This window comes from Brenneria roseae subsp. roseae (assembly GCF_003115845.1).
Taxonomy (GTDB): domain Bacteria; phylum Pseudomonadota; class Gammaproteobacteria; order Enterobacterales; family Enterobacteriaceae; genus Brenneria; species Brenneria roseae.
Genome location: NZ_KZ819025.1, coordinates 177010 through 192576, shown reverse-complemented (window position 1 = coordinate 192576; position 15567 = coordinate 177010). Strand labels below are relative to the sequence as shown.

The following is a 15567-nucleotide window of genomic DNA, read 5'->3' as shown; positions in this document are numbered from 1 at the left end:
ATTTCCTTTAATCATGTACACGCCGACTTCTGATATACAGTCCGACAGCAGCGATCAATAACGAGCTAAGAATTAATAACGTCGCGATCACATTGATTTCCGGTTTGATTCCCCGCCTTATCATGCCGTATATCTGTACCGGCAATGTCGTTGCATCAACACCAGAAATAAAATAGGTAATGACCAGATCGTCCAATGAAATAATAAAGGCCAGTAATGCGCCGCCGATAACGCCGGGCAGAATCATCGGCAACGTAATTCGTCTGAATGTTACCCATGAATTGGCGCCCAAATCCGCCGACGCTTCTTCCAATCGGGCGTCCATCCCCGCCAGTCGTGCGCTGACAATAAGAAAGACGTAGCTGCACAAGAAAGTACAGTGGCCGATAATAATAGATATTTTCCCCAGAGGAATGCCGACATTGACAAAAAATATCAATAGCGCAATACCCAGAACGATATCCGGCATCATCATGGGAACATATAACAGCAGTCGATAAAAACCTTGCAATCTAAAGCGATACCGCGCCAGAACTAATGCGGTTATCGTACCGATTATTGTTGATATTATCGTGGTACTCAGTGAGACAATCAGGCTATTTTTCAGCGCCTGCAATAATTGACTGGTTGAATCGATATATAAGGCACTATCGTTCAGCTTATTGTCAAAACCGAACAACGATAGATACCAGTCAAAACTGAACCCTTGCCAGATCATCATATTAATAGGATTAGCGTTAAACGAATAAATCACAATCAATAAAATAGGGCAATAAAGAAAAATAAAAAAGGCAAGACCATAAAGATCCAGCGACCACTTAATCAAACGAGAAAAAAAGGGCTTTTTCATACGTTACCTATTTAATCTGACTGACTGAATCAGTACCCGTGCGATGATGGGTGAGGTAAAAATTAAGTATCAATACGCATAACACCATCAACATTAACAGCATTGAAATCGCAGAACCAAAGGGCCAGTTACGGGCAGACAAGAATTGTTGTTCGATCAAACTTCCCACCATAATGACTCTGGCGCCGCCAAGCAATGAGGGAACAATAAAATTGCCTAATACCGGAATAAAAACCATAACCGAGCCGGCAATAATACCGGGCAGCGTTAGCGGGAAGATAATACGCCAGAATGTTTTCCAGTGATTAGCCCCTAAGTCATAAGAGGCATAAATCAAACTGCGATCAATTTTTTCCACGCTGGCATAAACCGGCAAGAACATGAAAGGAATATAGACGTAGATCATTCCAATCAGCACCGCCATTTCCGTATAGATAAGATTAAGGGGTTGTTCAATCAACCCGGCACGCTGCAAAATATTATTAAGAAACCCGGTTGGCCGCAGAATAAGCACCCACGCATAAAGGCGCACTACCAGGCTGGCAAAAAAAGGGAGCGTGATAATGAACAATAAAAAATTACGTACTTTTATCGACTTTTTACTTACCCAGAAGGCAATAGGGTAGCAGATAAGCAATGAAATAATGACGCTGGTCAACGCAATACGGATGGAGGTAACAATGATCTCCAGATACAGAATATCAAACTCTTCAAATTGTCCATCGGCCCAGCCTAATATACGGCCATAATTATCCGGATAGAAATGCCACTCCACACCGCCATACAACCCCGGCGTTAGAAAACTGAAAATAATCATAATGGCAAGCGGTATCAAAAAGAACACGCCTAATAACACAGCGATCGGTGATAATAACCCGATCAACTTCAATTTCCGTGTGACCGCCAATTTAGACATGCGCTTCCTCCTGATAAGGCAGCAAGTGGCAGGAAGCGATGTCATACCAGAGTGTAATAGGATCGCCTGATTTGAATAACGGCGGAGCCGTTAATGAACGGTTGCCAATCAATACCTTGAGAGATTCGTTTTTTCCCGAATGAAAAATAATCTCAATATCCTTACCCATGAATATGACTTGCCGCACAATACCGTCAATTCTGGCGTATTGCGCGCTATCATCACCGGTTTTTTGCAAAAGAAAGTGCTGCGGGCGCAGTAATAACTGCCAGCGTTGTCCCTGCTGATGCGTTACGCCGGCTTTCATCGTGGCGGTAAACACATCACCGGCAGAACTGGTTAATATCAGATGATGCGGTGCGATATTTGTAATACAAACATCGATCAGATTACTTTCCCCAATAAAACCCGCCACGAAACGGTTAGCGGGCTGATCATAAACCGCGGTCGGATCGCCCATTTGCTGTATTTTCCCGCCATTGAGCACAATGATGCGATCTGACATGGTCAGGGCTTCTTCCTGATCGTGGGTGACAAAAATAAAAGAAATTTTCAGTTCTGTTTGCAGCCGTTTAAGCTCAAGCTGCATACTTTGCCGCAAATTACGATCTAAAGCGGAGAGCGGTTCGTCTAACAATAACAAGGTAGGCCGATTGACGATCGCTCTGGCCAGCGCCACTCGCTGCTGCTGACCACCCGAAAGCTGCGAGGGTTTGCGTTTTTCCATGCCCTGCATCCCCACCATCTCAAGCGTTTCAGCCACCCGGCGATTGCGCTCGGTGCGCAGCACCCCCTGTACATCCAATCCGTAGCCCACGTTATCGGCAATATTCAGATGCGGAAATAATGCATAACTCTGAAATACGGTATTTACCGGTCGATGATGGGCCGGAATTTCATTGGCTTTCTTTCCCAGAATCTGTAATTCGCCACTGTCCAGAGACTCAAAACCGCTGATAATTCGGAGCAAAGTGGTCTTTCCACAGCCGGAAGGCCCCAGCAAAGTGACGAACTCATTATCCGCCACCTGCAAATTAATGCCATCCAGGGCTTTTACACTCCCCCCTTCCGGGGTCCGATAGTATTTAACCGCATTATTCAGAGTAACGACCGAACGGAAGTTATGACTATCATTCATAATAACTCCGGCAAGGGTAAGTTAAAAAATCCATGAATATAAATAATCATTAATTCGCGCTGCGGAACCGGGTCCAGACACGATCGTATTGGCGCAGATATTGGCCCAGATCCTCAAATATCTGTAGCCGGGCCTTGACATCCGCGGGAGGGTTGGCGGCCGGATTGTTTTTTAAACTCGCCGGTAATAAATCAATCGCTTTACGATTGGGCGTACCATTCATTTGCTGAGCGGTATTCATCGCCGCAATGTCCGGCTTCAGAAAGAATTCCATAAATTTTTTGGCATTCTCTTTATTTGGCGCATTTTTCAACACGCACATATTTTCCTGATACATGGTCGCCCCTTCTTCAGGAATAACATAGGCGAGATTATCGGGATCCTGTGAGACATACATCAGCGCACCGACAAAATAATGCGCGGCGGCGACATCGCCGGACTGAACTAATGGAATACTTTCGTAGGTAAAGGCTGATACCAGAGGTTTTTTGGCCGTCAGCCAATCAGCCGCCAGTTTTAAATCATCGCTGCTGTGGGTATTGACCGATTTATTATTGACGATAAGCCCAACGCTGAGCGTTTCACGCATATCATCAAGCATAATCACTTTTTTACCCTGCTCCGCTTCGGCAAAAAAATCACGCCAGGAGGTGATGGGTTTATCTACCTTATTTTTATTATAGAAAATACCCACGCTGCCCCAGGCATAGGGCAGGCAATATTCCCCCCTGGGATCCGTTTTAGCACGCAAAAACTGTGGGTCAATATTGCCGAAGTCCGCAGCCTGATGAATATCCGTTTTTTCCAGCAGATTGAGCGTCGCCATGACATCCTGCATATGAACGGAGGGGAAAACGATATCATAGCCACTGGCGCCCGCCTGAATTTTAGCCAACATCTCTTCATTATTGCCATAAGTATCCAGTTTCACACTGATGCCGGTTTCTTTGGTAAATGCCGTTAATACCGCCGGATTAATATAATCACCCCAGTTATACAGACGTAATTCACCGGCGGCCTGTGCTGACAGGCTGGTCAGCATGGCGGATGCCAGCAGAGATAAACAAATGCACTTAGCGGTTTTCACAACGCGAATAGACATGTTGACTCTCCGTCGAGTGGCGTCTGCCGGATACATCGGCGAATAAACCATCCTTGATGAGACAGGCGCCTGATTGAATGGCTGATAGGATCACGATAGGGTTACAGGCTTCATCTTTGCTATCAGCGTAATTTATGACATATTTATGTCTTCACGTATAAAACTGCAATCTTTATGCCATTGACACCCCTAAAATGGTATTTAATTACCCAATAGAGAAAAAACGGTATTATTATGTCAACAAATCAATCGGGTGAGCGCATGATTACAGAAAGAATAGAGAGTCTGGACGGCAAGTTAACCCCGACAGAGCGCACGCTGTGGGCATACATTCAGGCCAATCTGGAGGGGATTGCGTTTGAAAATGGTGCAACACTTGCCCAAAAAAGTGGCGTCAGCCCTAATACCGTCAGCCGATTTCTGCGCCGCTTAGGTTACAAAGGATTACAGGGGCTAAAAGAAGACCTGCGTGATGACGTCCGGGTGCAATCATTGCTGAATACCACTTTGCTGGCACGGGTTGAGCAACAATCGGATGATTTAACCATTCACCTCAATAAAGAGATTGATGCACTGGTTAAATTCTGGGAACAGCTTGGCAGCCAGCACTGGCAGGAGATTGTTGAGCGCGTATGCAACGCGGAGAAAGTGTTCATCTGTGGTTTTCAGACCATTCGCGGGATGGCTGAGGATTTCTCCAATCGGCTATCACTCGTCCGCTCTGACGTTGAATTTCTGGATTTATACAGCGGCGTACTGGGTCAATGGCTTGATAGCTATGAAAAGCATTGCTGTGTGATTTTAATCGACATTGCGCCTTACGCCGAGGCTGGCGTCTCTTTCGCCAATGAGTGCATAAAAGAAAACGCCGATCTGGTGGTGTTTACCGATGAGTATGGCATTGCCAAATATATGAATACGCCCTACATCGTGACCATGACGACTAAAACCGGGTTGATTCTGGAATCAACCGGCGGTTTGGCCAGCGCTCTCAATGTGTTGCTACACTGTGTCGCATCAAAAAATAAAGAGCAGCTCAAACACCGGCTGGAGGCGTATGAAAATCGGGTGAAATGTCTGAAGCTTTATCGTTCATAAAGAAGTAACCGCCCTGATCACCGAGACAGGGCCGATTCCAATGTGACTAAGGGCGATACACTTTCACATTGCTGAATCCTTGCTCACGCAGATAAAGCGCCTGTAAACGGCTCATCACGCCACGTTCGCAATAAAGCAGATAGGTTTTACTCTGATCCAAATCGCCAAATTGCGTACTCAACTTATAGAAAGGCAGCGTCTTCACCTGAATATCCGTCAGCGACAGCGGTTTGTCTTCCTGTTCATCCGGCGCACGAATATCCAGTAGCACATCGGTCGGCGTAAACGCCACCACCGTTTCTACTTCAACGACTTCCTGACGGGTTTGCTCGGCAATTTCACGGATATCGATATTGCGAGCTTCGCTGACGACGCGATCCAGAATAGCGAAATCAAAGTGGCTTTCTTCCTCTTCAATTTTCGACTTCACCGCTTTTACCGTTGGACTCTTGGAAATCACGCCACAGTATTCCGGCATCGTTTTGGCGAAATCTTCCGTACCCAGCTCACGCGCCTGCTTAATGATGTGCTCTTTGTCATGGGAAATCAGCGGACGCAGAATCAACGTATCAGACGCATTATCAATCAAACGCAGGTTGGTAAGCGTCTGGCTGGAAACCTGCCCGAGCGCTTCTCCCGTTACCAGCGCCTGTACGCCATAGCGTTCCGCCATCTGCGACGCGGCGCGGACCATCATGCGTTTAAGTACCACGCCCATCTGACCGTCATCGACTTTTTCCAGAATCTCACCGACTACCGGCTCAAAATCAATGGCGATAAAACGCACCCGGTGTGAACTGCCATAACGATGCCACAAATAGTGTGCGACCTGCTTCACGCCGATTTCATGAGCGGCGCCGCCCAGATTAAAGAAACAGTAGTGCACGCGACAGCCGCGGCGCATCAACATATAACTGGAAACGCCCGAATCAAAACCGCCCGAAATCAGCGACAGCACATCTTCCTGTGTCCCAATCGGAAAGCCGCCGATCCCCTCATAGCGGGCATTAATCAGTAGTAAACGATCCTGATCGATTTCCAGATGAACCGTAACCTGCGGCGAGGAGAGGTTCACCCGCGCCGTTTCGATATGCTGATTAAGGCCGCCGCCGACATAGCGTTCAACGTCCTGAGAGCTAAACTCATGCTTACCGCGACGTTTTACGCGCACGCAGAACGTTTTTCCGACCAGTTGCTCGCGATACAGCGCCAGCGTCTGCTCAAAAATGTCGTGAACATCGGTATAGGCGCGATCTTCAACATCAAGAATGTGGTGGATACCGGGAATGCGCGTCAATGCATCACGAATAGCTTCACGCTGACTTTCTTCTTTTGCCCGAACTTCGATATGATCCCAGTGACGGACAACCGCCAGCGTTTCATCATAGTGTTTTAAGACGTTGCGAATGTTACCGGTTAGAATTTTGATAAAGCGCAACCGCACAGATTGGCTTTTGATGGTGATTTCCGGGAACAATTTAATGATAAACTTCATGGTGGCTGTCGTTACTTGATCAGAAAGGCGTAAATAAATTTACCCCTGAGCACTAAAATCACGTTATCGGTAAAATCAGCATCACAAGGATGATTTTACCAATAGCATCCAGGGCGCGGAGTATATCATTATATGAAGATATACTGTGCGCTTTAACCGTATAATTGTATGGTCATCCGTGGGTGATTAAACGCAAAATAACGCTATGCTGTGATATGGCAACAGCGTATAAACCAGGACTCAATACCTATGCCCAAGAAACCAGAGCTGCCAGTCAGCTTTGAAAACTCACTGAACGAGCTGGAAAAAATCGTTACCCGACTGGAGTCGGGTGAGTTGCCATTGGAAGAGGCGCTGAATGAGTTTGAGCACGGAATACAGTTGGCACGTCAGGGACAGCAAAAGTTGCAGCAGGCAGAGCAGCGGGTACAGATCTTGCTGAGTGACGAGCCTGATGCAACCCTGTCGCCGTTTACCCCGGATAGTGAATAGCTATGGTTGATTTCGCAGAGCAATTGAATGCTCACTATCAGCGTACAAACCGTACATTAAGCCACTATATCGCCGCCCTTCCCTTTCAGAGTAGTCCACTGGTTAATGCCATGGGCTATGGTGCATTGTTAGGGGGCAAACGGCTGCGGCCATTTCTGGTCTATACCACTGGTGAACTGTTTGGTGTCGCTCTGGAAAGTCTGGATGCGCCCGCCGCGGCGGTAGAATGTATTCACGCCTATTCGCTAATCCATGATGACCTGCCGGCAATGGACAACGACGATCTGCGCCGCGGTCAGCCAACCTGTCACATAAAATTTGGCGAAGCCAGCGCCATCCTGGCGGGTGATGCGTTGCAAACGCTGGCGTTTTCTATTTTGGCTGACGCCCCCATGCCACGGGTTTCCGATCGCGATCGGTTGACGATGCTGTCCGAACTGGCGCAGGCCAGCGGGGTTGCCGGCATGTGCGGCGGTCAGGCACTGGACCTGGCGGCAGAAGGCCATCAGGTGGATTTGGCGGCACTGGAGCAAATCCATCGTCACAAGACTGGCGCATTGATCAGAGCGGCGGTAAGACTGGGCGCTCTGGCGGCGGGAGACGCTGGCCGGCGCGCGTTGCCGTATCTCGATCGCTACGCCAATGCGATTGGATTGGCATTTCAGGTGCAGGACGATATTTTGGATGTGGTGGGTGATACGGTCACGCTTGGCAAACATCAGGGGGCCGATCAACAGTTGGGCAAAAGCACCTACCCTGGTTTGCTGGGACTGGAGCGCGCACGCGAAAAAGCACGGGATCTCTATCAGGAGTCACTGACTTCTCTGGATGATTTGGCGGCATCCAGTCCGATACCACTGGATATTGCGCCATTACAGGCGCTGGCGAATTTCATCGTTGAGCGCGATAAGTAATAAATATCAACCTATACCCAATAGATTTCGACATGCGGTCAGGCAGTCAGTAAGCGAATATTCTGAGGCTTGGTGAACACAATCGGGCGTTCTGGAAAAGCCGGCACCGCAACAAATTGAAAAATAAAGGTATAAAAACCTCTTAATGAGTCTCTAATGAGTTTTGATACAGCGAAATACCCTACACTGGCGATAGTGGAAACCCCCGATGAACTTCGCCTGCTGCCGAAAGAAAGTCTGCCGAAGCTGTGTGATGAACTTCGTCAATACCTGCTGGACAGCGTCAGCCGTTCAAGCGGTCATTTCGCCTCAGGATTAGGGACGGTTGAACTCACGGTTGCCTTGCATTACGTCTACAACACGCCTTTCGATCATCTGGTATGGGATGTAGGACATCAGGCCTACCCGCACAAAATCCTGACCGGACGCCGCGATCGTATCTCCACTATCCGCCAGAAAGGCGGCCTGCACCCTTTCCCGTGGCGCAATGAGAGCGAATACGATGTATTGAGCGTCGGTCACTCATCGACGTCCATCAGCGCCGGATTAGGCATGGCTGTCGCCGCAGAGCGTGAAGGGAAAGGTCGCCGCACCGTGTGTGTGATTGGCGACGGCGCCATTACCGCCGGCATGGCCTTTGAAGCAATGAATCATGCCGGCGATATCCGTTCTGACCTGTTAGTGGTGCTGAACGACAATGAAATGTCGATCTCGGAAAACGTCGGGGCGTTGAATAACCACCTGGCGCAATTGCTGTCCGGCAAACTTTACGCCAGCCTGCGCGAAGGCGGTAAAAAAGTGTTATCCGGCCTGCCGCCGATCAAAGAACTGGTAAAACGCACCGAAGAACACCTGAAAGGCATGGTGGTGCCGGGAACCCTGTTTGAAGAGCTCGGTTTTAATTATATCGGTCCGGTTGACGGTCACGATGTGCAGGCGCTGGCTCATACGCTGAAAAACATGCGTAGCCTGAAAGGTCCGCAATTGCTGCATATCATGACCAAAAAAGGCAAAGGCTACGCGCCGGCCGAGCAGGATCCGATTAGCTGGCATGCCGTGCCCAGGTTTGATCCCGCCAGCGGAACATTACCGAAAAGCAAAGACGGCGCGCTGCCTACCTACTCCAAGGTTTTCGGTCAGTGGCTACAGGAAACCGCAGCCAAAGACAGCAAACTGATGGCCATTACCCCCGCCATGCGCGAAGGTTCAGGCATGGTTCAGTTCTCAAAAGACTATCCACAGCAATACTTTGATGTGGCGATAGCCGAGCAGCACGCCGTCACTTTCGCCGCCGGTCTGGCGGTGGGAGGCTATAACCCGGTTGTCGCTATTTACTCCACCTTCTTACAGCGGGCCTACGATCAGGTCATCCATGACGTCGCCATTCAAAATTTACCGGTGATGTTTGCCATCGATCGCGGCGGTATTGTCGGCGCGGATGGACAAACCCACCAGGGCGCGTTTGACCTCTCCTTTTTACGCTGTATCCCGAACATGATCATCATGACGCCCAGCGACGAAAACGAATGCCGTCAGATGCTGCATACCGGCTACCATTATCATAAAGGCCCGACGGCCGTGCGTTATCCACGCGGTAACGGTACGGGTGCGGAACTGACCCCCCTGGCTGAATTGCCGATCGGTAAAGGTATTATTCGTCGGCAGGGAGAAGATCTCGCCATCCTTAACTTCGGTACGCTGTTGCCGGAAGCGCAAAAAGTGGCGGACAAACTGAACGCTACCCTCGTGGATATGCGGTTTGTCAAACCGCTGGATGAAGCATTGATTCTGGAACTGGCCGCCTCTCATCAATCGTTTGTCACACTTGAGGAAAACGCGATCATGGGCGGTGCCGGCAGCGGCGTCAACGAGTTCCTGATGGCGAAACGCCTTGCCGTCAGCGTACTCAATCTTGGCCTGCCGGATACCTTTATCCCGCAGGGTGGTCAGGAAGAAATTCGCGCAGACCTCGATCTGGACGCTCAGGGAATTGAGCGGCGCATCGCGGCCTGGCTGGCCTGACCCACCATACCAAACGCGGAATAACGCATGCGAGAGCGTTATTCCGCGTCTTGCTGATTTTTCTCATTTCTAAACGGAACCAGACAGACTGCCGCACCACTCAGGGTATCAAAAGAGGGGAATAGCATGAGCAGTATGCGCGGTTTTCATATCGTCATATCCAAACTGATGAAGCAGTACCAAATTGATACGGCCAAAGCGGAAGAAAATGGACACAACGTCTATATCATGACGTTGGAAAATGGACTTCAGGTCATTCTGTTAGGCAACCAGCAAGGTTACCTGAATATCATGAGCGCGGTAGTCACATTGGCAGATGGCGTTACGATACCTCCGCCTATTCTGCTATCGCTGCTATCCATGAACCTGTGGAACACCAGGCATCCGGTTTTCAATATCGGTTTTGATATCAATAAGATGCAGGTTGTACTTTCATGTCGCCAGGCGCTGGCCGAGTTGGATCAAGCAGAAACCTATAACCTGGTGGGCACCTTTATTGACACGGCATCCGAGCTGAAAAGGTGGATAACCAGGCAAATGGAACCCGTCTCCGAGAAATAATCTGTGTTGCGTAATAGATGCGAGTGTCCCCCTCTGTCTGTTTTCACACATTTTAATAAGGAAGACACATGGTCAACACCGTACATAACAGATATTTCCCCGGTGGTATTACGGTAAATCCGCTGGAAAATTTCAACCAGGAGCGCGTTGTCAAATTGCATAACGCTGTCAGCGCGCAAGAGCTGGGTACTGGCGCTTATGAAGGAAAACGCATCAACGTAAGCTCGTCCACGATGGAGCATCTGCAACTGGCGCAGGAAACCCTGCGTAAAGTGAAAATGATGCTGCCTTACGGCGCAGGCAACCAAAAAGTGGAGATGATTTATACCGGCGGAGAGAGCTCGGCGCGAGCGTTAATGCACAGAGAGAAATCTTCACAGGACGCGCCCATCCCCAACTCACGACAAGCCGCCCGCTATCAGGCGGGTAACTGCGAAGAAACGTCCGATTTAAGCTATGCGCTGCTGGCTCAGCAGCGCATCAATGCGCCGGTGCTGCTGGTGGGCGACAGCGATTGGGATCATAAATACGTGCTCATTGGCGATCCGCGCGATCAAAACTGGGGAGAGAGAAACACCGTGGTCGTCGATCCCTGGGTCAGGTATCCCTCGGCAGCCACGCTGGATCAAACAATCAGGCGCAATCCTTACCCGGGGGCCGAATATCAGCGAGCGCGCAACGCCGATCCCTTGCCCGGCGCTCAGGCGTTGAATAGCATACGGCACGTCACCACGGCGGAAGTCGATCACTATCTCGCTGAGGAAAACCTTCCCCCAATCGGCGCGGATTTTCTGGAATGGTTTGCCCAAAGCGAGGTTACCGCCGACATGTTCGATGAGAAAACCGTCGCCAAAGACCCCAGCACACGCTATTCGACCCATATGTTCAACGCCAAATCAATGGACGATATCGCGCAGCCGACCGTATCCCGACAACGTGCAGCGCAACATGCCTGGGATAATTCCCCTTATCGTTGGTAATACCGAATATTTATTAAAATCGCCACGGCAGCGTTGATGCAAAAGCAGCAGCATCGGCGGTTATCACGGCCAATAATAGCCCACGCCATACAGAACCCCGGCGGCAATCACGCCGGCTACGATATCGTCAATCATAATCCCCATTCCGCCGTGCACATTGCGATCAAACCAGCCGATGGGCCAGGGTTTCCAGATATCCAGACAGCGAAACACCACAAAACCCGCGGCGACCCATTGCCATTCATTCACCGGTAACGCCATCAGCGTTATCCACATGCCGACAAACTCATCCCAGACGATGCTGCCATGATCGTGAACGCCCATGTCTTTAGCCGTCTGATGGCACAGATACACGCCGATGCAGATACTTAGCATGACCAGCAGCGAATAAAGCTCCAGCGGAAGAAAAGACATGAAATACCACAGTGGGATCGCCGCCAGCGACCCCACTGTGCCAGGCATCCAGGGTGATAAACCGCTACCAAACCCGGTTGCCAGCAGATGCCATGGATTACTCAGACGTAGCCGACTCTTGGCGGTATCTGCCTTTTTAGTTTTACTCGCTAAAATGGTCATATCCCTTCCAGTTCAACTCAACCTCTTTCTCACCCTGGAAGAACCGCAATCCTTCTGATGAAGGCCCGATTTGCCCGATACACGTATAGTCGGCGCCTAAATGTCCGAGTGCAACATCTAAAGCCCCACGATTAATTTCAGGTACCGTAAAACACAGTTCGTAATCTTCGCCGCCTGAAAGAGTCCAACGCAATGCCTGCTCTTCATCGATGTGTTGCTCATCAACACAGCCACGCAACCAGTGCGATCGGGGAATGGCATCCAGATTGATGCGAGCCCCACATTCACTGGCTTTCAGGATATGCAGCAGATCGGAAATCAAACCGTCGGAAAGATCAATCGCCGAATTGGCCAGATCGCGCAGCGCCTGACCTTGCAGTATTCTTGGCTGCGGGCGCAGATGGCGTTGGAGCAGCACCTGTCGGGTTTCGCGATTGGCAATGTGTAATCGGTTCTGCAAAATCGCCAATCCGGCGGCACTGTCCCCCAACGAGCCCGTCACATAAATCCAGTCGCCAATTCGCGCTCCACGTCGGGTCAACGCCCGGCCAGCCGGGACCAGACCGTGAATCGTCAGCGTCAGGCTTAGCGGACCCCGCGTCGTATCGCCGCCGATGAGTTGCATACCGTAGTAATCGAGCAACGTGAACAGGCTATCGCTATAGGCGGACAACCAGTCGCTGTTATTTTCAGGTAGAGTAATGGCCAGGGACAGCCAGGCAGGATCGGCCCCCATTGCAGCCAAATCGCTAAGATTCACCGCCAATGATTTGTAACCCAGATCGGCAGGATTAATATCGGGAAGGAAATGCGTGCCGGATACCAACGTGTCGGTACTCACTGCCATCCATTGCTTTTCCGCCACCGTCAGTAACGCACAATCGTCACCGATACCTAATTCAACATCCCGACGTGAACTTCCGACCCGATTGAAATAGCGGGCAATAAGGTCAAACTCACCTTCAACCATAACCTTTCCAGCCAGCGTTTAATCCAGACGAGATCAAGGCCGGATATCCGGCCTTGACTCACTTATACCCTTCGTCTTTCAAGTTACAGATGCGCTGCGTTGTTCAAAACGATAACGTCCTGCAATCCGAAATCCATTGGGTTTATTTCTTCGTTTTTCTTACAGACGGCGCGGCTTTGTCGAGTACGCCATTCACAAACTTATGGCTATCCTCTGCGCCAAACACCTTGGCCAGTTCGATGGCCTCGTTAATGGCCACCTTATAAGGGACATCGTCGCGTTTGCTGAGTTCAAACATCGCCAGACGCAGAATGGCCCTTTCCACCTGACCCAGTTCATCGAGTTGACGTGACAGGAAAGGCGCCATCAACCGATCAAGCGTCTCAGCCTGAGCGGCGACCCCTGCCAGCAGTTCACGAAAATAGGTAATGTCGACATCTTTGACATCCTGCTCGCTCAGGAATTGTAGTTCAATATCGGCAATATCGTTCTGAGACAACTGCCAGGAATAAAGCGCTTGAACCGCACATTCACGGGCGCGGCGACGAGCAGCAGGTTTCACGGAATTCCCCTTACTTAATAATCAGGCTTACTTGATGGCTTTCAATACATTAATCATTTCTAGCGCGGTCAGGGCAGCTTCTGCACCTTTATTACCCGCTTTCGTGCCAGCGCGTTCGATCGCCTGCTCAATGCTTTCAGTCGTCAGGACCCCAAATGCAACGGGGATTTCACTGCTCATGGCAACATGGGACAACCCGGAACTGCATTCGCCGGCAACAAATTCAAAATGGGCGGTTCCACCGCGGATAACCGTTCCCAGCGCAACCACTGCGTCGTAGCCACCGTTTTCCGTGCTCTTGGTCAGCGCGCGAACGGCTAACGGCAGCTCATAGGCGCCAGGCACCCAAACCACGGTAATATTGTCGTCTTTAACCTGACCGATACGCTTTAACGCATCAATCGCGCCTTCTAACAGGCTGTCATTAATAAAGTGGTTAAAACGTGCAATCGCAATCGCCACGCGGGCATCAGGAGTAGCGACAATACCTTCAATAACGTTCATAGCTTTCCTTATCTGGTCTTAATACCCCGCAGGGGGGCGGATTCTATCATATTCTTCCGGTTACGTATCCGGTTTTGTCCGATGCGGACCCAATCGCGCCCAGCACGCGATTGCCGTCTGGCTAACGAAAATTTACGGGCGAAGTGGTCGCTATTCCGGTTGTGTCTACAGTCGGCGTGACACAAATCTCATTGCGCTAACCAGTCGGCGCTACGTTTTCGGTTTCAATCGCAAACGCAAGTCCGGCCCGATCTGACGGATATCCCCGAATTCAAACTCAGGAGCCAGCGATAGCGCACTCAATCCCGGCAGCACACACAACGGGCGGGCATGCTCCCCCAAAAGCTTTGGCGCGAGATACACAATAAGCTCATCGACCACGCCCGCATTTAATAATGCGCCGGCCAGATTCGCGCCAGCTTCAACCCACACGGAGTTAATCTGCCGCTTACCCAGAATCATCATCAGTGCGACCAAATCCACCCCGCCATGATGCGGAGGCAACCTCAGTTGCTCGACGCTGTCAGGCCAAAGCTGCTCATCTTGCTGGAGGCGTGCCAGCCAGGTTTGGCCCGGCTGAGAAATAAGACGATGCCGCGGCGTCACACGCTGTTGGCTATCAACAATAACCCGCACAGGCTGTTTAACATTCGCTTCGGGATAAGCTCGTTGAGTATCCGCATCCAGTTCCTGCCAACGCACCGTTAATGATGGATCGTCAGCCATTACCGTTGCGCTGCTGCTTAGAATAGCAGCGCTTTCAGCGCGAAAACGCTGCACGTCGCGTCTCGCCTGCACGGACGTAATCCACTGGCTCTCACCTGATGCCATTGCCGTGCGTCCGTCCAGCGAAGCCGCCATTTTCAATCGCACGTAAGGGAATCCCGTACGCATACGTTTCAGAAAGCCGAGATTAACTTTCTCCGCTTCAGGCATCATCAAACCGTGGCTCACTTCGATACCCGCCTGCTGAAGACGATGCAGACCTCGCCCCGCCACCTGGGGATTGGGATCCTGCATAGCGGCGACAACGCGAGAAACCCCTGCGGCGATAAGCGCATCAGCGCAAGGCGGCGTTCTGCCATGATGGCTGCATGGCTCCAGCGTGACATAAGCGGTTGCGCCGCGGGCTCGCTCCCCTGCCATACGCAGCGCATGCACCTCCGCATGGGGCTCCCCCGCACGCAGGTGATAACCTTCCCCGACAATTTCGCCGTCACGAACAATCACGCAGCCAACATTTGGATTAGGAGATGTGGTAAAACGGCCACGACGAGCCAGCTCAAGCGCCCGGGCCATATAGGGCTCATCGTGCGGTTGCATCGCATTATTCTGCGGAATAGTCATTCCCTGAACCTCTTGTTTCTGGCGATAAAGACAAACAAAC

Annotated in this window: 16 protein-coding genes; 6 read left to right on the top strand and 10 right to left on the bottom strand. The window is 50.6% G+C overall.

Annotation, left to right across the window (positions count from 1 at the left end):
- Positions 1-7: 7 nt before the first annotated feature.
- Genes DDT52_RS06970 through DDT52_RS06955 form a run of 4 tightly spaced genes read right to left on the bottom strand, consistent with a single transcriptional unit; the run spans position 8 to position 4006 of the window.
- Positions 8-850 (bottom strand): ABC transporter permease, encoded by an 843-nt coding sequence (locus DDT52_RS06970; RefSeq protein ID WP_136155707.1) that lies wholly within the window; start codon positions 848-850, stop codon positions 8-10.
- Positions 851-857: 7 nt separating this feature from the next.
- Positions 858-1766, bottom strand: coding sequence for an ABC transporter permease (locus DDT52_RS06965; RefSeq protein ID WP_136155706.1), 909 nt, complete (start codon positions 1764-1766; stop codon positions 858-860).
- On the bottom strand, positions 1759-2904 hold the full coding sequence (locus tag DDT52_RS06960) for an ABC transporter ATP-binding protein (RefSeq protein ID WP_136155705.1): 1146 nt from the start codon (positions 2902-2904) through the stop codon (positions 1759-1761). The genes DDT52_RS06965 and DDT52_RS06960 overlap by 8 nt, the downstream gene beginning before the upstream one ends.
- A 49-nt stretch (positions 2905-2953) precedes the next feature.
- Complete coding sequence (locus tag DDT52_RS06955; protein WP_136155704.1) at positions 2954-4006, bottom strand: polyamine ABC transporter substrate-binding protein; 1053 nt, start codon at positions 4004-4006, stop codon at positions 2954-2956.
- Between the two features lie 234 nt (positions 4007-4240).
- Here DDT52_RS06955 and DDT52_RS06950 point away from each other — a divergent pair, with 234 nt between their 5' ends.
- Positions 4241-5104 carry a MurR/RpiR family transcriptional regulator gene (locus tag DDT52_RS06950; protein ID WP_210732686.1) on the top strand — a complete coding sequence of 288 codons (864 nt, stop codon included), beginning with the start codon at positions 4241-4243 and terminating at the stop codon, positions 5102-5104.
- 46 nt (positions 5105-5150) lie between these two features.
- On the opposite strand, the gene thiI is transcribed toward DDT52_RS06950, so the two are convergent.
- Entirely contained in the window at positions 5151-6599 is a 1449-nt protein-coding gene (gene thiI, locus DDT52_RS06945; protein ID WP_136155703.1) for a tRNA uracil 4-sulfurtransferase ThiI, read from the bottom strand.
- 249 nt (positions 6600-6848) lie between these two features.
- Between thiI and xseB the strand changes: the two genes are divergently transcribed.
- The 5 genes from xseB (at position 6849) to DDT52_RS06920 (ending at position 11568) form a co-directional block, all read left to right on the top strand.
- Positions 6849-7091: an exodeoxyribonuclease VII small subunit gene (xseB, locus tag DDT52_RS06940; RefSeq protein WP_109052871.1), complete on the top strand. Its 243-nt coding sequence runs from the start codon at positions 6849-6851 to the stop codon at positions 7089-7091.
- Between the two features lie 2 nt (positions 7092-7093).
- The gene (gene ispA / locus DDT52_RS06935; protein ID WP_136155702.1) at positions 7094-8005 is read left to right on the top strand and encodes a (2E,6E)-farnesyl diphosphate synthase; all 912 of its coding nucleotides are present in this window, start codon (positions 7094-7096) and stop codon (positions 8003-8005) included.
- Positions 8006-8161: 156 nt separating this feature from the next.
- Positions 8162-10027 (top strand): 1-deoxy-D-xylulose-5-phosphate synthase, encoded by a 1866-nt coding sequence (dxs, locus tag DDT52_RS06930; protein ID WP_136155701.1) that lies wholly within the window; start codon positions 8162-8164, stop codon positions 10025-10027.
- A gap of 126 nt (positions 10028-10153) precedes the next feature.
- Positions 10154-10588, top strand: coding sequence for a CesT family type III secretion system chaperone (locus DDT52_RS06925; protein ID WP_136155700.1), 435 nt, complete (start codon positions 10154-10156; stop codon positions 10586-10588).
- A 68-nt stretch (positions 10589-10656) separates the two neighbouring features.
- Positions 10657-11568 carry a type III effector gene (locus DDT52_RS06920; protein WP_136155699.1) on the top strand — a complete coding sequence of 304 codons (912 nt, stop codon included), beginning with the start codon at positions 10657-10659 and terminating at the stop codon, positions 11566-11568.
- A gap of 63 nt (positions 11569-11631) precedes the next feature.
- On the opposite strand, the gene pgpA is transcribed toward DDT52_RS06920, so the two are convergent.
- The 5 genes from pgpA to ribD all read right to left on the bottom strand — a co-directional run bounded on the left by pgpA (position 11632) and on the right by ribD (position 15527).
- Positions 11632-12144: a phosphatidylglycerophosphatase A gene (gene pgpA / locus DDT52_RS06915; RefSeq protein WP_136155698.1), complete on the bottom strand. Its 513-nt coding sequence runs from the start codon at positions 12142-12144 to the stop codon at positions 11632-11634.
- Complete coding sequence (gene thiL, locus DDT52_RS06910) at positions 12125-13114, bottom strand: thiamine-phosphate kinase (RefSeq protein WP_136155697.1); 990 nt, start codon at positions 13112-13114, stop codon at positions 12125-12127. Before thiL ends, pgpA begins: the two co-directional genes overlap by 20 nt.
- 142 nt (positions 13115-13256) lie before the next feature.
- Entirely contained in the window at positions 13257-13676 is a 420-nt protein-coding gene (gene nusB, locus DDT52_RS06905; protein ID WP_109052864.1) for a transcription antitermination factor NusB, read from the bottom strand.
- Positions 13677-13703: 27 nt separating this feature from the next.
- Complete coding sequence (gene ribH / locus DDT52_RS06900) at positions 13704-14180, bottom strand: 6,7-dimethyl-8-ribityllumazine synthase (protein ID WP_109052863.1); 477 nt, start codon at positions 14178-14180, stop codon at positions 13704-13706.
- Positions 14181-14390: 210 nt separating this feature from the next.
- Positions 14391-15527 carry a bifunctional diaminohydroxyphosphoribosylaminopyrimidine deaminase/5-amino-6-(5-phosphoribosylamino)uracil reductase RibD gene (gene ribD, locus DDT52_RS06895; protein WP_136155696.1) on the bottom strand — a complete coding sequence of 379 codons (1137 nt, stop codon included), beginning with the start codon at positions 15525-15527 and terminating at the stop codon, positions 14391-14393.
- Between the last annotated feature and the right edge of the window lie 40 nt (positions 15528-15567).